We start from the raw sequence: 18,449 nt of genomic DNA on the forward strand, positions 1-18,449 counted from the left end.
GGCCCCTGACCTGCTCTGCAGATCAGGGGCCCTCGGCGGTGGCGGAGGGATTTGAACCCCCGGTGCGGGGTTACCGCACACGACATTTCGAGTGTCGCACCTTCGGCCGCTCGGACACGCCACCGCGAAGAACTGTACCGCAGCCCGTCACCAGCACGAAATCGGCAGGTCAGACCCAGTTTCTCGACGATTCAGTGTCCGGAGCGCTTGTTGACGAGATCGTCGAACTTCTCCTTGGCCGTCTCGACCGCGCCGGTGACCTGCTCGCTGTTCGCGATCTCGGCCAGCTTTCCCTTCGCCGTCTCCACCGCGCTCACGACGTGCTCGTTGCTCGCGATCTCGGACAGCTTGTCCTTGGCCGTCTCCACGGCGCCGGCGACGTGCTCGTTGGCGGCGAACTCGGTCAACGCGGACTTCGCGTTCTCCACGGCACCGGTGACCTGCTCGCTGTTGGCGAATTCGTCGACCTTGCGCACCACCGTGTCGACGACCTCGGTGATCTTGTCGATGGGATCGGACATCTCATTCCCCTTCTCGCGATGTCTGCGCGGGCTGCGCCCACCTCCTCAATCTGCCACAGGCGCACGCGCGCGGCGAGAGCCCGGAAGCGAATTCAGGGATAGTTCAGGGCTGACCCCGACGGCCGGCGAAGAAGTCGCGGACCAGGGCGGCGCACTCGTCCTCACGGACCCCGCCGAGCACCTCCGGGCGGTGCAGCTGCCGCTCATCGCGCAGCACGTCCCAGAGTGACCCGACGGCGCCGGTCTTCGGCTCCCAGGCACCGAAGATCAGCCGCGAGACGCGCGACAGTCCGATCGCGCCGGCGCACATCGTGCACGGCTCCACGGTGACGACCAGGGTGCAGCCCGACAGCCGCCATCCGTCGCCGTGGCGGGCGGTGGCCGCCCGCAGCGCCAGGATCTCGGCATGAGCGGTCGGATCGCCATCGGCTTCGCGGCGGTTGGCGGCACGGGCCAGCTCGCTCCCGTCCGGCCCGAAGACGACTGCCCCGATCGGGACGTCGCGGGAGTCCGCATCCCGTGCCGCTTCGAGTGCGGCGGACATCAGGGCCGCCGCGTCCCGGTCCACCGCTCCCCGATGCGGTCGCGGGCTGGGGTCCACCGGCATGGACCCGGTCAGCGACCGAGCTTGTCGAGTTCCGCGGCGAGCTCGTCGGCGAAGCCGAGGCGCGCGGCGATCATGCCGATCTGCTCGTCGGCGTACAGATCGGTGTCACCGACGATGATGCTGAGCACGGCGTCCGGCAGACCGAGGTCGGCCAGGATCGAGAGGTCGCCCTCCTCCCACGGATCCACGTCGTCGAGCTCGTCGGGATCGATGTCGGGGATGTCGACGTGCAGCGCGTCGAGGGCGTCGGCGGCGATGTCGTACTCCACCGCGGCGGTGGCGTCCGAGAGGAGCACGTGGGCTCCGGCGGGAGCCGGCCGGACGATGAGGAAGAACTCGTCGTCCACGTCCAGGAGGCCGAACACGGCTCCGGTGGCCCGCAGTTCCCGCAGCTGCAGTTCGGCGTCGTCGAGACTGTCGAGAGCGGACGGCTTCAGCGTCGTGAGCTTCCACCCCGACTCCTCGCGGACGACCGCGACAGCGAATCCTTCGACCTCGTCGTATTCGCTCTGCGCACCGGGCTTCGCCATGACCGCCACCGTAGTCGGTTTTCGGGACTCTCCCAAGTCGAACCGACCCCGATGTGCCACGCTGGAACCGTGTCTGCTGCACCGTCTCGCCCCGTCTGCATCCTCGGTCTCGGCCTCATCGGCGGGTCCCTGCTCCGCCGCCTCTCCGACACGGGCGGTCCCGCGTTCGGCTACAACCGCTCGGCGGGCACCGTCGAGGCCGCGGTGGCCGACGGCTACGACGCCTCCACGGACCTGTCCGCGGTCCTCGAGCGCGCCCGGAACGACGACGCGATCGTCGTTCTGGCGACTCCCTTCACCGCACTCGAACCGATGATCACCTCGGTCCGGGACCTGGCGCCGGACTGTCTTCTCACCGATGTGGTGAGCGTGAAGGAGCAGGTCTCCGACCTCGTCCGACGGCTCCATCCGCGGGCCCGGTACGTCGGCGGGCATCCGATGACCGGCACCACCGAGTCGGGTTGGCCGGCCACCGACCCGGCGCTCTTCGAGGGCGCGATGTGGATGGTCGCGACGCACGACGACACCGTCGCCGACGACTGGCTCGACGTCGCGGGGATCGCCCTGGCCGCAGGCTCGTACGTGGTGCCCGCCGCGGACGACGCGCACGACCGCGCGGCGGCGGCGATCTCCCACAACCCGCATCTGACCGCCGCGGTGACCGCTACGGTCGGCGCGGGTGAGAGCGACCTCGCGCTCCGGCTGGCCGCAGGCAGCTTCCGGGACGGCACTCGGGTGGCGGGTACCGCCCCCGACCTGCAGCGGGCGATGCTCGAAGCCAACTCGGTGGCCCTGCTCAACACGCTGAGCGAGACGATCGACCGGTTGATCACCGCGCGCGACGCACTGCGCGAGCACGGCGACGTCGCGGTGATCGTCGACGACGGCCACCGCGCGCGGCGCAAGTACGAGCGGATCGCCGGATCGCCGCCGGAGCCGATCACCGGCGTCCGGATCGGCGATGCCCGGTGGCAGGAGGAGCTGCGCAGGCAGGCCCACCTGGCCCGGGTGTGGATGGGCTGAGCGGCCCGGATCAGATCAGCGTCGCGATACCCGCGTAGTCGCGCACGATGCCTGCGTCGTCGACCGTCAGATCGCGACGTCCCTTGGGACCGATCACCGTGACGCGGCCTTCCGGGCCGCCGACGTAGCTCTTCTGCACCGAGTCGATCTCACAGTCGGGCAGCCGGAGCCTGACGACCGGGACGTCGTCGCGGCGGACGCCGTCGGCGATCCCGAAGCGCCGGATCGGCAGTCCCTTGAAGAAGGGCGAGAGCTCCAAGTCGATCATCTCGGCCCCGTCGAAGTCGCTGCGCACGGTGCTGGTCGGCGACTGGACCATCCAACGACCGTCCATGTCACGGCTGATGTCGAGCGAGCTCTCGCCGCCGGCGCGCAGCAGGCGCACCGACAGCCGCCGCGTCACCCCGCTGTCGTTGGTGACGAGTTCGTACGATGCGGAGTAGGCCTCGGTGGTGTCGGTGGCGGCGGCCACGATGCGGCCGTACGCGCGGACCCGGGCACCGCTCAGATTCAGCCGCACTTGCTCGAACCGATCGCCGTCGGCGCTACGCCAGGTCAGCATCGCTTTCACGCCGGCATCGGCGGACGACGCGTCGAAGGAAGTCATTCTCTAACGGTAGCGTCATCCCTCGTATCGACAGGTGAGCATGCCCGAAGACTGCGCGTCCTGCGTCGTCTGACGGTCGACCACCTTGCCGTCGACCGTGATGCTGCACGATGCCGGATCGGTGTCCGAGAGGATCACGCTGACCCGCAGCAGCGCGTTCTGGCTGCCGCGCACGGTGTGCCGCCACGTGCCGCCGGCGTTGCGTTCGATCTTCACCGACGTGTCGTCGACGTACAGGATGGTCGCGCGCCCGGAGTCGACCTGGTACTCCACCGTCGCGGCGCCGGAGTGGACCGGCGGCTGCGCGCTGTCGGGATCGCGCGGCACCGACTGTTCGGGTTGGTCGGGCAGGCCCTGCAGATAGGGATCGTCGGTCGACTGCGCGGCGGGCGGATCGGCTCGCCGCACCGGGCCGTCGTCGCCGGTCGGAAACATCCGGAAGGCGAGCGCCAGGCACAGCACCCCGACGGCGACGACGGCGACGCCGACGGCGAGACCGCGACGTCGATCCGGAGGTGGCTGCGGCGCGGGCGCGGGTGGGGTGGGATCGGGCGGCGCGGCCGCGGGCTGCGGCCCGGCGAGAGCGCGTTCCCGGTCGTCGTAGGTGAACAACGGAGCGCCGTGCTCGCTGTAGCCGAGCGGTGGGTACGACTGCCCGGGAGCCAGCGGCGGCCGGTATCCCGGCGCCGGCTGCGATGACCGGTCCACGGCGGCTCCTCCCGACGACGTCCTCCCTTCGATGGTGCCAGAGGCGACGGCCCGGGCACGCCGACGGCCCGGATCCCCGATCGAGAATCCGGGCAGTCGCGGCCGGATCGGTCAGGCCTTGACGTCGGACGGATGCGTCGCCAGCGGAGTCACCGTGATGTCCATGTACGGGAACAGCGGCAGCCCCGACAGGATCTCGTGCAACTCGTCGTTCGACTCGACGTCGAAGATCGAGTAATTGGAGTACTCGCCGACGATGCGCCAGATCTGCGGCCACTTGCCCGACCGCTGAAGCTCCTGCGAGTACGCCTTCTCCCGCGCGACGGTCTCCTCACGGACCGTCAGGTCCATGTCGTGCGGAATCCGCACATCCATCCGGACGTGGAACAGCATCGGCTCAGCCCTCCACCGGATCGAGCACGAAGCCGTAATCGATCGTGTAGCCGCCGTGACCGTCCGGCTTCGGGTCGAGAATCAGTTCCGGCTTCACGGCGTCGGCGATGTCGTCGCCGTTGTGCGGATCGCCCGGGAAGTACAGCTGGGCGGTCAGCAGTTCGTGCCCCGGAGCCGAGACCTTGACGTGCAGGTGAGCCGGGCGCCACGCGTGCCAGCCGGCGGCGGCGATCAGCTTGCCGCACGAGCCGTCCGTCGGGATCTGGTAGGGGGCGGGACGGATCGTGGTGATCTTGAACTTGCCGTCGGGGCCGGTCGAGAAGGTGCCGCGCAGATTCCACTCCGGGATGCCCGGGGCGAACTGCGAGTAGTAGCCGTCGGCGTCGGCGTGCCACAGCTCCACCTTGCCCTGCAGCGGGGTGCCGTCGGTGGAGGTGATCTGCGCCTCCCAGACCAGCGGATCGCCCGCCTCGCCGTCGCGCATCGGGATGGTGCCCTCGGCGCCCTGCTCGGGCGCATCCGGGACGTAGTACGGCCCTTCGATCGAGCCCTTGTTGCCATGGCGGTGCGCGGTGTTGACGTCCTCGACGACGTGCTCCACCCACACGTCCAGGAACAGCGGCCACTCGCCGTCGAGGCCCACCTGGATCATCCACGCCTTGAGGGCGTTGTACTCGTCGTAGGTGACCTGGTTGTCGCGGATCGTCTGGTGGACCCCGGCCAGCACCTGGCGGGCGAGCTTGTCGACGCGCTCGGGGCTGACGTTCTTGACGGCGTCGTACGGCGACTTGTCCTGCTGGAAGCGCTCGGTGGCGGATGCGCCTGACGCCGCGGCGGACGGGCTGTGCTCGGTGGTGGTCATGACTGTCTCCTTTGATCTTCAGTTCGTCGTCTCGCCCATGGGCTGTGCGAGGAGTCGTTCACTTGTCGGTGCGGTAGCGGTCGAGTTTGTCGGGGTCGATGTCGATTCCGAGTCCGGCGCGGGATGAGGTCTGCAGGCAGCCGTCACGGATCTGGAGCGGTTCGGCGAGCAGGTCGTCGCTCATGTCGAGGAAGTTCGACAGTTCGCCCGCATAGCGCGAGGTCGCTTCGAACGCCGCACCGAAGGCCAGCGCGCAGGCCGTGCCTATCTGGCCGTCGATCTGATTGCCCATCACCATCTCCAGGCCGAGGCCCTCCGCCAGGTGATGCACACGCCGCGACTGCGTGAATCCGGTGCGGGCGGTCTTGATGTTGATCGCCGTGGCCGATCCCGCGAGGATCTCGCGAGTCACGTCGGCCGGCGTGGGCACCGATTCGTCCGCGATGAACGGGATGTCGAGCTTGCCGACCAGCCAGCGACGCCCGAGGACGTCGTCGGCGGGGCAGAGTTCCTCGGCGAACAGCAGGTCGAGGTCGGCCATCTCCTTCATGGCGCGGGCCGATTCGGCGGCGGTCCAGCCGCGATTGCCGTCGATGTACAGCTCGACGCTGTCGCCGAAGTGTTCGCGCAGCGCCCGGACGACGGCGATGTCGAGCTCGGCCGGGCGCCGCCCGACCTTCACCTTGAACGTCGAGATACCGTGCCGCTCGCGCACCTTCTGAGCTTCGGCGACCATCTTCGCCGGGTCGTCGAAGCCGAGCATGTGGCTCACCCGCATGCGGTCGGTGTATCCGCCGAGAAGTTCGGAGACCGGCTGCCCGAGGGTCTTGCCCAAGGCGTCCCACAGGGCCATGTCGATCGCCGACTTGGCGGTGGGATTGCCGACGGTCCGTGCCAGCCTCGCCCCCACCTGTTCGCGTTCGAGCAGGGTGAGACCGTGCAGTTGTTCGGCGAAGACGTCCTCGATGACGGCGACGATGCCGCGCTGGGTCTCACCGTAGGTGTAGGGCCGCGGCGGCGCCTCGGCGACGCCGATCACCCCGTCGTCGGTGTGCACGCGGACCAGGACGTGCTCGGCCGCGTGCACCTCGCCCGAGGCGAAGTGAAGGGGTTTGAGGTAGGGAATCGAGAAGGGAATCGATTCCACCCGGGTGATCTTCAACGTATCTCTCCCATCGAGGAGTCCAGGGCCCGCGCGGACGCGGACGCGAATGCAGCGGCGGCGACGGCGGCCACGGCGTCGACCACCGGGTTGTCGTCGCCCGCGCGCCGGGCGAGAGCCACCGGCATGGTTCCGGTGTCGGGCAGGTCGCGCACCACGACGTTCTCCAGCGGCAGTGCGCGGACGGAGGCGGGCAGCAGGGCCACGCCGAGTCCGGCGGCGACCAGCGCCAGGAGCACCGGGGTACCGGAGGCGTCGTGGGCGCGGTGCGGGACGAAGCCCGCGGTGCGGCAGGTGCGGACGGCGGCCTCGTTGACCGCCGAGTCGCGGCTGTCGTACATGACGAACGATTCGCTGCGCAGATCGTCCACCGAGACCACCGGTTCCACCGCGAGACGGTGGTCGGAGGCGACCGCCAGGACGAGTGGCTCCACGTCGATCGTCCGGACCTCGATCCCCTCTCCGACCACCGGCGGCCGGAGTACGCCGAGGTCGATGGCGCCGTCGCGGAGCCGATCGCACTGGTCGGGGGTCAGCAGATCGGAGACGATCCGCAACTCCACGTGCGGCAGTTCGCTGCGGACGGCCCGGGCGATGCGCGGCAGATGCGAGAACACGGCGATGCCGGTGAGTCCCAGGCGGACCACACCGCTGCGGCCGGCCGCGACGCGCTGCACGCCGTCGACGGCCGCGTCGATGCCCACCAGAATCCGGTCCACCTCGCCCTTGAGGAACTCACCCGCCGCGGTCAGCGTCACCTGACGGGTGGTGCGGGCGAACAGCGAGACCCCCAGCTCGGCCTCCAGTTGGCGGATCGCGTACGACAACGCCGGCTGCGCGATGTGCAACCGGTCCGCCGCCCGCCCGAAATGACAGGTGTCGGCGACGGCGGCGAAATATCGCAGATGCCGTAGCTCCATGTCGCGCTCCTGTCGGTGTGTCGATTCACCGGCCGGGACGCATCGTCATAGTCGCCCCGCTGTGTGATCCGGATCATCCGTACGACCACGGTAAGCAGAAGATCCATACGACACCAGGACTCATTTTCGCCTTATTGATCTCTCCTGTTTATGAATCGACGCCTGGGTCAACACTGGGGTTTCTACTGGTGTGAGCGCCATCACGAAATGGGACCGTCGACGGACCACGCACACAGGAGGTTCTCAATGACTGCGACCAGTTCTCGCCCCAGCGCGTCGATTCCCGGTACGGCGATCACCGCGGACACCCGCGAGCACGTCCGCGAAGTACTCCGGGACGCCGTCATCGACGACCGCGAGGCCGGGGTGTTCCGCGCCAACCGCCGGATCTTCACCGACGAGGACATCTTCGAACTGGAGATGCGGCACATCTTCGAGGGGAACTGGATCTACCTCGCGCACGAGAGCCAGGTCGCGAACCCGGGCGACTACTTCACCACTTACATCGGCCGCCAGCCGGTGGTCATCACCCACGGCCGCGACGGCGAACTCAACTGCCTGATCAACGCCTGCGCGCACCGCGGAGCGATGATCTGCCGCCGCAAGACCGACAACCGGATGACGCTCACCTGCCCGTTCCACGGCTGGACCTTCCGCAACGACGGCACCCTGCTCAAGGTGAAGGACCCCGACGGCGCCGGATACCCGTCCACCTTCGACTGCGAGGGATCGCACAACCTCACCAAGGTCGCGCGGTTCGACAGCTATCGCGGGTTCCTCTTCGGCAGCCTCAACGCCGACGTCCTCCCGCTCGAGGAACACCTGGGCGACACCCGCCGGGTGATCGACATGCTCGTCGACCAGTCGCCTGACGGCCTGGAGGTGCTGCGCGGCGCGTCGACCTACACCTACGACGGCAACTGGAAGGTCCAGGCGGAGAACGGCGCCGACGGCTACCACGTGACCGCGACGCACTGGAACTACGCCGCCACCACCTCCCGGCGCACCACCGGGGAGTCGAAGAACGACGCGAAGGTGCTCGACGCCGGCGGATGGGGCAAGTCCGGCGGCGGCTACTGGTCGTACCCGCACGGTCACCTGTGCCTGTGGACCTGGGCGGCCAACCCGCAGGACCGGCCGCTGTGGGACCGGATGGACGAACTCAAGGCCCAGTTCGGCGAGGCCAAGGGCGAGTTCATGGTGAAGGGCTCACGCAATCTGTGCCTGTATCCGAATGTCTACCTGATGGACCAGTTCTCCACCCAGATCCGGCACTTCCGCCCGATCGCACCGGACAAGACCGAGGTCACGATCTACTGCATCGCGCCGAAGGGTGAGAGCGACGCCGCCCGTGCCCACCGCATCCGCCAGTACGAGGACTTCTTCAACGCGTCGGGAATGGCGACGCCGGACGACCTCGAGGAGTTCCGGTCGTGTCAGCTGACCTTCCGCGCGACCGCCGCGCCCTGGAACGACATGAGCCGCGGCGCCGAGCATTGGCTCACCGGTCCGGACGAGGTCGCCACCGCGCTCGACATGCCGAACGTGATCTCCGCCGGCCTGAAGAACGAGGACGAGGGGCTCTACCCCGTGCAGCACGGCTACTGGCTCGAGACCATGCGCCGCGCCGTCGACGCCGAGGACGTCGAGACCGCCGTCGGCTGAGCGCGATCGGACCACCACTTCGTACCCGAGATCGGACAGGACTCATGACTACCGCCCAGACCACTCCGGCCGACACCGACGGCCGCAAGCTCATCACCCAGAACGCCATCGAACAGTTCCTCTACCGCGAGGCCCGTTACCTCGACGACCGCGAGTTCGAGAAGTGGCTCGACTGCTACGCCGACGACGTCGTCTACTGGATGCCGTCGTGGGCCGACGACGATCGCCTCACCGAAGACCCCCGACGGGAGATCTCGCTCATCTACTACGGCAACAAGGGCGGGCTCGAGGACCGGGTGTTCCGGATCCGTACCGAACGGTCGTCGGCGACGTCGCTTCCCGAGCCGCGCACCAGCCACAACATCACCAACGTGGAGGTGATCGAACGGCGCGGCGACATGGTTGACGTCCGGTTCAACTGGCACACCATGTACTTCCGCTATCACACCGTCGACCCGTACTACGGCACGTCGTTCTACACGATCGACTTCTCCGGCGAGGCACCGCTGATCCGCCGCAAGACCCGTGGTCCTCAAGAACGACTACATCCACCACGTGGTGGACGTCTACCACTTCTAGGGGCTCACCATGACTGTCACTTCCGGCCCCGCATCCGGACGCGCCGCGGCACCCGCCGAGGCGCCGACGCACCGCGTCGCGCTCGCCTTCGAGGACGGGGTCACCAAGTTCATCGACTGCCGCGAGGACCAGACGGTGGCAGACGCGTCGTACCGGCAGCGGATCAACATTCCGCTCGACTGCCGCGACGGCGCCTGCGGCACCTGCAAGGCCATGTGCGAATCGGGCGACTACGACGGCGGCACGTACATCGACGACGCCCTGTCGCCCGCGGAGTCGGCCGACGGCTACGCCCTGCCGTGCTGCATGAAGCCGCGGTCGGACCTGGTGCTGCAGATCGCGGCCACGTCGGACGTCGCCAAGACCCAGGCCGCCGAGTTCAGCGCCACCGTGGTCGGGCTCGAGCGCCTCTCGCCCACCACGATGCGCCTGTCCGTCGAGATCCCGAACCGCTCCGAGCTGGCGTTCCTGCCCGGTCAGTACGTCAACATCGACGTTCCGGGCACGGACGACGGCAGCGGGAGTCCGGTGCGCCGCTCGTATTCCTTCGCCAACGGACCGCACGAGGACACTCTCGTCTTCCTGGTGAAGCTGACTCCCGGCGGCGCGATGTCGACCTATCTCACCGACCGGGCGTCGACCGGCGATCTGCTGACGCTGCGCGGGCCGCACGGATCGTTCTTCCTGCGCGAATCGATGCGGCCGGCACTGCTGCTCGCCGGCGGCACGGGCCTCGCGCCGATCCTCGCGATCCTGCGGAAGCTGCGCCACGACGGCAGCGCGCGCCGCATCCATCTCATCTACGGCGTCTCCACCGACGACGACCTCGTGGAGACCGAGACGCTCGACCGGATGCAGTCGGAGGTCGCCGGATTCACCTGGGACCACTGCGTCTCCGATCCCGGCAGCAGCGCCGCGAACAAGGGCTACGTCACCTCGCTGATCGCTCCCCGTCACCTCTACGGCGGCGACGTCGCGACCTACCTGTGCGGGCCGCCGCCGATGGTCGAATCGGTGCGCAGACACTTCGTCGAGGCGGGGATCGAACTGACCGGGTTCTACTACGAGAAGTTCGCCCTCGCTGCGGGCCCGTCGCCCGCCGAGCCGGTGACCGACGCAGTCGCGGCATCGGCGTCGGCGAACGCCGAGGCGCCCGTCGACGTGCCGATCGCGCCCGCCCTCGACGCCCGCGCCGTCGCGGGGCAGCCGGTGCTTCCGGCGATCAGCCTGCCCGGTCTCGAACCGCGGTCCGCGCCGGGCGCGGACGAGTCCCGGGCCCGCATCGCCGGGCAGCGGATCTGGCCGGAGCCGACCGCCGCCGAACCGTCTGCTCTGCTCGACGCCGACACCGGAGTCCTGGAACCCGGTGCGGCCAGGTCGATCGCCGGGCAGGAGGTGTTCCCCGGCTCGGCTGCCGCCCCCGTGGCGGACGTCGACGTGGCCGCCGAATCGGTGGCGACCCAGCCCGGGACCACGGCGGACGAGCCCGCGAGCATTGCACCCGCAGAGGTCCCGACGGTCGGTTCCGAGGGTTATGAGATCGGCGAAGAGCATCCCGAGATCCACGAATCCGATGCGCTCTTCGAAGCCCGAGCCGCGCTGGAACTCGGTGCTCTCGAGTTGATGATCGGCCGGATGACCTCGCAGCAACTCGCCGGGTATCGCCTCCTCGCGGAGGCCACCGTCCCGTACGTGGACGGCGATCGCTTCGTCGACTCAGCCGAGTACACGGCCACCAACGCCGCTTTCCACGACTACCTGTTCCACGTCACCGGCAACACCCACCTGCTGGAGGCGTACACCGCGCTCGGGGTCAAGGGCCGGATGAGCGAAGTACTGCGGACCGCCACCTGGTGCCATCCCCTGTGCACCCAGGACCATCTCGACATCGTCGCCGCGTTCGAAGCCGGAGACCGCGACACCGCCCGCGCCCTCATCAGCGCACACGGCGAACGATCCAAGCAGACGATGCGGCGAGCGATGGCCGACGAACTCGCCGCTCGCAAGCCACGGTTCGTGACTCCGGGACGGTTCGCCGGGAAGGTCGTCGTCGTGACGGGCGCCGGGCAGGGCATCGGCGAGGCCACGGCCCGCCGGATCAGCGCCGAGGGCGGACGCGTGGTGGTGGCCGACCGGTCCGAGTACGCGCGCACGGTCGCGTCTGATCTGTCGGCGAGCGGACCCGGCGCGATCGCGGTGAACGCCGATCTGGAGTCGTATGCCGGCGCCGCGGAGGTGATCGATCGCGCGCTGGCCGCCTACGGGCGGGTGGACGTGCTGGTCAACAACGTGGGCGGCGCCATCAACTTCAAACCCTTCACCGAGTTCACCGACGAGGAGATCCGCGCCGAGGTGGACCGTTCGTTGATGACCACGCTCTACGCTTGCCGCGCGGTGCTGCCCACGATGGTGGAGCGAGGCGGCGGCGTCATCGTCAACGTCTCCTCGGCGGCCACCCGGGGCATCCATCGGATTCCGTACTCCGCGGCCAAGGGCGGGGTCAACGCGATCACCGCCTCCCTGGCGATGGAGTACGCACCGGCCGGTGTGCGAGTGGTGGCCACTGCCCCCGGCGGAACCGACGCCCCGCCGCGCCGTGTTTCACGGGGAACACCGGTGCCGGCCGACGACACGCAGCGCGAATGGTTCCAGGCACACATCGACCAGACGCTCGACGCCTCCCTGATGAACAGGTACGGAACCCTCGACGAACAGGCCGCGGCGATCTGCTTCCTGGCCTCCGACGAGGCCTCGTACATCACCGGTTCGGTGCTTCCGGTCGCCGGCGGCGACCAGGGGTGAGCCCCATGCGTGCCCGTCGTTCGCGGCAGTCGACCGCGAGCGACGCCACGCGTCCGCCCCGACAGGAATAACCTCGACAACCATGATCATCGAGGCCGCCTGCGTCGGCCGGGAGAACGAACTGTCGGAGCTGACCGGCCGCGTCGCCGACGCCGCCGGTCCCGGCTTCGTGCTGATCACAGCCCCGCACGGTGCCGGGAAGTCGACGTTGCTGCGGCGCCTGTCGGAGATCCTGCGGGGTCGCCGGGTCCGGGTCGCCGCCGCACCCGAGCTCGGCGATCCGGCCGAGCTCTTCGGTGACGACCCCGCAGCGCTGCTGATCGACGACGCCGATCATGCGGACGACGCGGCTCTGCGCCGGCTCGGGCGGCTCGCCGCCGCGCGTCCGCAGGCCCACGTCACGGTGATCCTGGCCGCGGAGCGGTCCACGCCCGCCATCGCCGACCTGCTGCCGGACACCTTGCGACTTCCAGGTCTGGACCGCAGCGCCGTGGCGGAGATCGCCGCGGCCCGCGGGCGGTCGGTGCACCCGTCTCTTCTCGACGAACTGACCAGGCACACGATGGGCCGACCGCGCGAGATCGTCGAACTGCTCGACGAGTTGCCCGACCGTCTGTGGTCGCGGGCCGACGCAGCCCTGCCCGCACCGGCCCGTGAGGTGGAACGGGTCCAGACCGCCCTGGCGGCGTGCCGACCGGAGACGCGGCGGCTCATCGAGGCGATCGCGATTCTGAACGATCCGGACTCACTCGGCACGGCCGTGGAACTCTCGGCGGTCGGCGACGTGCTGTCCGCCGTCGACGAGGCGGTCGGAACCGGGCTCGTGGAGCCGGCCGCCGCCGTCGGTCCGGCCGCCTCGGCCCTGGCCGTGCCGACTCCGGTCACCCGTGCCGCGGTACTCGAAGTGCTGGGGCCCAAGCGGACTGGGTTGCTGCACCGCCGAGCCTCGGAGCTGGTGGCGGATCCGGCACGCAGACTGCATCATCGCGTCGCCGCCGCACCGGTGCCGGACGCCGAACTCGCGGACGAGGTCGCCGCACTGGCGGCCGATCGGGGCGGCGCGGGCGAATGGGCGGAGGCCGCCGAGCTCTACCGTGAGGCCGGGCGGCTGACCGACGAGCCGCTCCGGCATGCCGAACGAGTGACGCTCTCGGTGGACGCGCTCTTGGCCGACGGTGACTGCCTCACCGCCGGTTCCATGGTGCCGACGGTGGAGAGCCTTCGCGAGACTCCGCTGCGCAATGCGACACTCGCTTATCTGGCGATCCTGCGCGGACGATCGGCCGAGGCCCGGATCCGGCTCGACAGAGCGTGGGGCATCGTCAGCGTGGAGCGCGAACCCGCGATCGCGGCCCTCATCGCGCAGCGTTACGTACTGCACTGCCTGGTCCGCTGTCAGGGCGAGCGCCTCGTCGGCTGGGCGGACCGCGCGATCGACATGGCCGGAACCGCCTCGCCCGCCGGTGTGGAGGCCGCCGCGATCCGCGGGCTCGGCCTGGCATGGTCCGGCCGCACGGCCGACGCCGTCGCGTCGTACGACGCGCTGGGCCGCGACGTCCGGTTCGGAGCGCAGACGCAGCGGGTCGCCATCGGCCACGGCTGGCTGCAGCTGGGGCTGGACGAGGTGGACTCCGCGCGCACCAGTCTCGAGACGGCGGTGTCGATGGCGAATCTGGGCGGCTCCAAACGCATCACGCTGTGGGCACTGGGCTGGCTGGCCCGTCTGCGGTTCGTGACCGGCGACTGGGACGGGGCACTGCTCACCGTCGCGCAGTCGCGCGAGCTCGCGACCACCAGCGGCATCACCCTCGCCACCCCGCTCGCCGACTGGACCGCGGCTCAGGTCCACTGCCTCCGAGGCGACCGGGAGGCCGCGGACGCCGCGGTCGCGCATTCGGCCCGACTGGCGGGCGACTACGAGATCATGCAGATTCCGCTGCTGCTGGCACAGGCGCAGATCGCCGAGGCGGCCGCCGATTACAACAAGGTCACCCGAGTTCTCTCCCCGCTGAGGCTCCTCGCCGAGGACACTCCGGCTCTCACCGAACCGGGCTGGTGGCCGTGGGTGGACGTGCTGGCCAACGCGCTGGTACTCGACGGCCGGCTCGAGGCCGCCGACAGTCTGCTCCGCCCGCACGAGGAACTGGCCGACCTGCGCGGGCATCGTTCGGCCGGTGCCCGGCTCCGCTACGCCCGCGGCCGCTATCTCGGTGCCATCGGCGACATCGCCTCCGCGCGAAGGAAGTTCGAGGAGGCCCTCGAGCTTCTCGACGGTCTGCCCCTGCGGCACGACCAAGCGCGCGTCAACTTCGCCTACGGGCAGACTCTCCGCCGGGCGGGCAAGCGGCGCGCCGCCGATGCGGTGATGGGCAACGCCCGCGACATCTACCGGTCGCTCGGAGCCACGGCGTACGTCGACCGCTGCGACCGCGAGTTGAAGGCCGGCGGCCTGCACGCGGTTCGCGGCGACCGCAGTTCTGCGGAGCTGACACCGCAGGAGGAGTCGGTGACCGCGCTGGTGGCCTCCGGGATGAGCAACCGGGAGGTGGCCGCCGAGCTCTACATCTCACCGAAGACGGTGCAGTACCACCTGACCCGCATCTACGCGAAACTCGGCGTCCGGTCGCGTTCGGAGCTGGCCGCGCTGCGCCGGTGATCTCGGCAGCGGCTACTGCGCCAGCAGATGGTCCAGCAATGCCGGATTCACGATCTGCGGTTGCTGAGCACAGGCCAGGTGGGCCGACTCGGGAACCACCAGCAGCCGACCGTCCTGGACGCCGTCGACGATCTCGGCCAGGACCGACGGTCCGGTCGCGGTGTCGTCGCGGCCGGCGATCGCCAGGGTCGGCGCGGAGATCGACGGCAGATCGGCGCGCTGATCCATCGCGGCGATCGCCTCGCAGCAGCCCGCGTACCCCTCTGCGGGCGTGCCCGCGACCATCGCCTCGTAGTAGCGCTTCCGCTCGGCGTCGGCGGACAGGTACTCGGGGGTGAACCAGCGGCTCACCACCGCCTCGGCGATCGGCGCGACACCGTCCGCACGCACGGCGGCCGCCCGTTCCGCGTACGACTCGGCGTTGGCCAGCCGGGCCCCGGTGCACAGCAGCGCCAGGCGCCGAACGCGGTGCGGTGCGCGGACCGCGACCCGCATCGCGGTCATGCCGCCGAGCGAGAGCCCCACCAGGTGGGCGCGGTCGACGCCGAAACCGTCGAGGAGCGCCAGCACGTCATCGGCGAGGTCGTCGATGCTGTACGGCCCGTCCGGCACCGGGCTCTGCCCGTGACCGCGGGTGTCGTAGCGGATCACCATGAAGTGCTGTTCCAGATCGGCGATCTGCGCGTCCCACATCCGGTGCGTGGAGCCGAGCGAGTTGGAGAGCACGACGGCGGGTCCGTCGGGCCGGCCGCTGACCACCGCGTGGACGTCGACGGCGCTCATCGGATCGCCTCGAACACGGCCGCGAGTCCCTGGCCACCGCCGATGCACATCGTGACCAGCACGTTTCGGGCGCGTTGTCGCCTCGCCTCATGGGCAGCGGTGACCACCAGCCGCGCGCCGGTCGCTCCGATCGGGTGGCCCAGCGAGATGCCCGAGCCGTTGGGATTGAGCCGCTCGTCGCCGGGCTCGACTCCCCATTCGGCCAGGACGGCCAGCACCTGCGCGGCGAAGGCCTCGTTGAGTTCGATGAGGTCGATGTCGTCGAGTGTCAGTCCGGCGCGCGCGAGTGCCTTGGCGGTGGCACCGACCGGCCCGATCCCCATCTCCTCGGGTGCGCATCCGGTGACGGCCCACGAACGCAGTGCGAGCATCGGATCGAGATCGCGCCGCTCCGCTTCGGCGAGTGTGGTGACCACCATCATCGCGGCGCCGTCGTTCTGGCCCGAGGCGTTTCCGGCGGTGACGGTCGAGTCGGGGTCGACGGCCAGGCGGATCGGCCGCAGTCGGGCCAGCGATTCGGCCGTGGTGCCGGGACGTGGATGCTCGTCCCGGTCGACGACGACGTCGGGGTCGCGGCGGCCGCCCGGGACGGTGACCGGAACGATCTCGTCGGTGAATCGGCCGGCCTCGATGGCGGCGAGGGCACGGCGATGCGATTCGGCGGACAGCCGATCCTGTTGCTCTCGGGTGAGTCCGTAGCGGGCGCGCAGATTCTCGGCGGTCTCGATCATCCCTCCCGGTACCGGATGCGACTGCCCGCCCGCCGTCAACCGAGCACGATCGAGGCGATCGCGCAGTTCCACGCCACCCTGCCCGACCCCGGTGCGCAGGCCGAGCGCGTAGTGCTCGACGGTGGACATCGACTCGGCGCCGCCCGCGACGATCAGATCGGCCCCTCCCCCGGCGATCTGCGCCGCCCCGGACAGGACGGCCTGCAGACCCGAGCCGCAGCGGCGGTCGAGCTGCATTCCGGGCACCCCGGCGCCGAGTCCGGCGTCGAGGGCGGCGATCCGGCCGAGAGCCGGCGACTCGCCGCTCGGATATCCCTGTCCCAGCACGACGTCGTCGACCTCGTTCTCTCCGAGACCGGTCCGGGCGACGAGCTCGCTGAGCAGATCCGTCGCGAGGCGGTCGACCGTCAGCTTCGCCAGCGCTCCGCCCATGCGGCCGACCGGTGTCCGCAGCGGGGAACAGATCACGATGTCGTCGTGGGTGCGAATGCCGGACGCAGTAGCCATGCGTCCAGCCTAGAAAGCCGAGACCCATATCGTGAAGTACATGTTCTACGATCGCTGAAACAGGAGGGGTATCAATCATGGAACTGCGGCATCTCCGGTATTTTCGCGTGGTCGCCGAGGAGCTGCACTTCCGTCGCGCCGCCGAACGTCTGCACATCGCGCAGCCGCCGCTGTCTTCGCAGATCAGACAGCTCGAAGAAGAGCTCGGCGTCCAGTTGCTGACCCGATCGACCCGTCGCGTGGAACTGACTCCGGCCGGGGAGGTGTATCTGGACCGGGTCCGCGAGATCCTCGACGCCGTCGATGCGGCCGGCGAGCAGGCGCACCGGGTGGCCGAGGGCATGCAGGGCGCGTTGACGATCGGGTGCGTCGGATCGGCCACCTATTCACTCTTCCCGCGTCTGGTGCGAGCGCTGCGCGACGAACTGCCCGGCGTCGATGTGAGCGTGCGCGGCGAGATGCTGGCCCCCGACCAGGTGACGGCGCTCGAGGCCGGCCGGATCGATCTGGCGCTCCTGCGGCCCCCGGTCACCAGTGCGCGCGTGGTGGTGGAGCCGGTGCGCCACGATCGACTGATCGCGCTGGTTCCCGACAGTCACCGGCTCGCCGGATGCGGCGAGGTGGATCTGGCCGACCTGCGCGACGACGACTTCGTGATGCACGCGGGCCACGGCCGCTCGGCGCTCAACGGACTGGTCACCGGCCTGTGCGCCGACGCCGGGTTCGTTCCGCGGATCCGGCACGAGGTGACCGAGACCTCGACTCTCGTCACGCTCGTGGCCGCCGGGCTCGGAGTGTCGGTGGTTCCCGAGCCGACGTCGGCTCTCGACATCGCCGGAGTCCGGTACCTTCCGCTGCGCCCCGAGGCAGGAATCGATCTGTCCGCGGCATGGATTCCCGAGCCGGCGTCTCCCGTCGTCGAGCGTGCGCTGACGGTCCTGCGGCGGATCGCCGCGGAGTGAGCCGGTACGAGGGCGCTGACGGTCCGCCCAATGGCGCCGGTTCGTCGTTCTAGGAACTTGTGCCGTATTCCACCGACGAGAAGGTCCCCGTCGCGAACGACGGGGACCTTCTCGGAGTGCGCCCGTAGGGATTCGAACCCCAAACCTTCTGATCCGTAGTCAGATGCTCTATCCGTTGAGCTACGGGCGCGTAGTGGATCTTGCGATCCGCACTTCTTCAATTGTACCGGGTGCGTGTCCCGGTCGGCGGAGGCGAGAGGATTTGAACCTCCGGTTCCACTTTCATGGAACAACTCATTAGCAGTGAGTCCCATTCGGCCGCTCTGGCACGCCTCCCTGGTGGAGTCCTTTCGGGCCGCCGGGGCAAAACATTACACAGAGGGAGCGTCGGGACGCAAATCGCCGACCGGATGAGCATCGACCCGCAGGTC

Annotated in this window: 16 protein-coding genes, 3 tRNA genes and 1 pseudogene; 6 read left to right on the plus strand and 14 right to left on the minus strand. The window is 69.6% G+C overall.

All coding sequences use genetic code 11. The features are described from left to right. Positions 1 to 36: 36 nt before the first annotated feature. From GSI01S_RS15015 to GSI01S_RS15030, 4 genes are all read right to left on the minus strand, one after another. Positions 37 to 124, minus strand: a tRNA-Ser gene (locus GSI01S_RS15015). A 67-nt stretch (positions 125 to 191) separates the two neighbouring features. After that, positions 192 to 521, minus strand: coding sequence for a hypothetical protein (locus GSI01S_RS15020; RefSeq protein WP_006897449.1), 330 nt, complete (start codon positions 519 to 521; stop codon positions 192 to 194). A 103-nt stretch (positions 522 to 624) separates the two neighbouring features. Further along, complete coding sequence (locus GSI01S_RS15025) at positions 625 to 1,128, minus strand: nucleoside deaminase (protein ID WP_006897450.1); 504 nt, start codon at positions 1,126 to 1,128, stop codon at positions 625 to 627. A gap of 8 nt (positions 1,129 to 1,136) precedes the next feature. Next, positions 1,137 to 1,658 (minus strand): tRNA adenosine deaminase-associated protein, encoded by a 522-nt coding sequence (locus GSI01S_RS15030; protein WP_006897451.1) that lies wholly within the window; start codon positions 1,656 to 1,658, stop codon positions 1,137 to 1,139. Between the two features lie 69 nt (positions 1,659 to 1,727). Here GSI01S_RS15030 and GSI01S_RS15035 point away from each other — a divergent pair, with 69 nt between their 5' ends. After that, entirely contained in the window at positions 1,728 to 2,681 is a 954-nt protein-coding gene (locus tag GSI01S_RS15035; protein ID WP_006897452.1) for a prephenate dehydrogenase, read from the plus strand. Between the two features lie 10 nt (positions 2,682 to 2,691). Here GSI01S_RS15035 and GSI01S_RS15040 read toward each other — a convergent pair whose 3' ends face one another. The 6 genes from GSI01S_RS15040 to GSI01S_RS15065 all read right to left on the minus strand — a co-directional run bounded on the left by GSI01S_RS15040 (position 2,692) and on the right by GSI01S_RS15065 (position 7,333). Beyond that, positions 2,692 to 3,288, minus strand: coding sequence for a putative glycolipid-binding domain-containing protein (locus GSI01S_RS15040; RefSeq protein ID WP_006897453.1), 597 nt, complete (start codon positions 3,286 to 3,288; stop codon positions 2,692 to 2,694). Between the two features lie 15 nt (positions 3,289 to 3,303). After that, entirely contained in the window at positions 3,304 to 3,996 is a 693-nt protein-coding gene (locus GSI01S_RS15045) for a hypothetical protein (protein WP_006897454.1), read from the minus strand. 111 nt (positions 3,997 to 4,107) lie between these two features. Continuing rightward, complete coding sequence (catC, locus tag GSI01S_RS15050) at positions 4,108 to 4,389, minus strand: muconolactone Delta-isomerase (protein ID WP_006897455.1); 282 nt, start codon at positions 4,387 to 4,389, stop codon at positions 4,108 to 4,110. 4 nt (positions 4,390 to 4,393) lie between these two features. Then, entirely contained in the window at positions 4,394 to 5,251 is an 858-nt protein-coding gene (gene catA / locus GSI01S_RS15055) for a catechol 1,2-dioxygenase (protein WP_006897456.1), read from the minus strand. Positions 5,252 to 5,309: 58 nt separating this feature from the next. Continuing rightward, on the minus strand, positions 5,310 to 6,413 hold the full coding sequence (locus GSI01S_RS15060; protein ID WP_006897457.1) for a mandelate racemase/muconate lactonizing enzyme family protein: 1,104 nt from the start codon (positions 6,411 to 6,413) through the stop codon (positions 5,310 to 5,312). Next, on the minus strand, positions 6,410 to 7,333 hold the full coding sequence (locus tag GSI01S_RS15065) for a LysR family transcriptional regulator (protein ID WP_006897458.1): 924 nt from the start codon (positions 7,331 to 7,333) through the stop codon (positions 6,410 to 6,412). The genes GSI01S_RS15060 and GSI01S_RS15065 overlap by 4 nt, the downstream gene beginning before the upstream one ends. Before the next feature lie 246 nt (positions 7,334 to 7,579). Between GSI01S_RS15065 and benA the strand changes: the two genes are divergently transcribed. The 4 genes and pseudogenes from benA to GSI01S_RS15080 all read left to right on the plus strand — a co-directional run bounded on the left by benA (position 7,580) and on the right by GSI01S_RS15080 (position 15,035). Continuing rightward, complete coding sequence (gene benA / locus GSI01S_RS15070) at positions 7,580 to 8,998, plus strand: benzoate 1,2-dioxygenase large subunit (RefSeq protein ID WP_006897459.1); 1,419 nt, start codon at positions 7,580 to 7,582, stop codon at positions 8,996 to 8,998. A gap of 44 nt (positions 8,999 to 9,042) precedes the next feature. After that, a pseudogene (benB, locus tag GSI01S_RS19860) lies at positions 9,043 to 9,577 on the plus strand (benzoate 1,2-dioxygenase small subunit). Positions 9,578 to 9,586: 9 nt separating this feature from the next. Then, positions 9,587 to 12,379, plus strand: a complete 2,793-nt coding sequence (benC, locus tag GSI01S_RS15075; RefSeq protein ID WP_006897460.1) for a benzoate 1,2-dioxygenase electron transfer component BenC — start codon at positions 9,587 to 9,589, stop codon at positions 12,377 to 12,379. Between the two features lie 82 nt (positions 12,380 to 12,461). Next, positions 12,462 to 15,035, plus strand: coding sequence for a helix-turn-helix transcriptional regulator (locus tag GSI01S_RS15080; RefSeq protein ID WP_006897461.1), 2,574 nt, complete (start codon positions 12,462 to 12,464; stop codon positions 15,033 to 15,035). 12 nt (positions 15,036 to 15,047) lie between these two features. Here the strand turns inward: GSI01S_RS15080 and pcaD are convergent, their stop codons facing one another. Both pcaD and GSI01S_RS15090 read right to left on the minus strand, forming a co-directional pair. After that, complete coding sequence (pcaD, locus tag GSI01S_RS15085) at positions 15,048 to 15,818, minus strand: 3-oxoadipate enol-lactonase (protein ID WP_006897462.1); 771 nt, start codon at positions 15,816 to 15,818, stop codon at positions 15,048 to 15,050. Further along, the gene (locus GSI01S_RS15090; RefSeq protein ID WP_006897463.1) at positions 15,815 to 17,056 is read right to left on the minus strand and encodes an acetyl-CoA C-acetyltransferase; all 1,242 of its coding nucleotides are present in this window, start codon (positions 17,054 to 17,056) and stop codon (positions 15,815 to 15,817) included. The genes pcaD and GSI01S_RS15090 overlap by 4 nt, the downstream gene beginning before the upstream one ends. Before the next feature lie 77 nt (positions 17,057 to 17,133). On the opposite strand from GSI01S_RS15090, the gene GSI01S_RS15095 reads away from it, so the two are divergent. Further along, positions 17,134 to 18,018, plus strand: coding sequence for a LysR substrate-binding domain-containing protein (locus GSI01S_RS15095; protein ID WP_006897464.1), 885 nt, complete (start codon positions 17,134 to 17,136; stop codon positions 18,016 to 18,018). Between the two features lie 117 nt (positions 18,019 to 18,135). On the opposite strand, the gene GSI01S_RS15100 is transcribed toward GSI01S_RS15095, so the two are convergent. Continuing rightward, positions 18,136 to 18,208 (minus strand) — tRNA-Arg (locus GSI01S_RS15100). A 57-nt stretch (positions 18,209 to 18,265) separates the two neighbouring features. Further along, positions 18,266 to 18,354: transfer RNA gene (locus GSI01S_RS15105), tRNA-Ser, on the minus strand. Between the last annotated feature and the right edge of the window lie 95 nt (positions 18,355 to 18,449).

This window comes from Gordonia sihwensis NBRC 108236 (assembly GCF_000333035.1).
In the GTDB taxonomy this organism is placed as follows: Bacteria; Actinomycetota; Actinomycetes; order Mycobacteriales; family Mycobacteriaceae; genus Gordonia; species Gordonia sihwensis.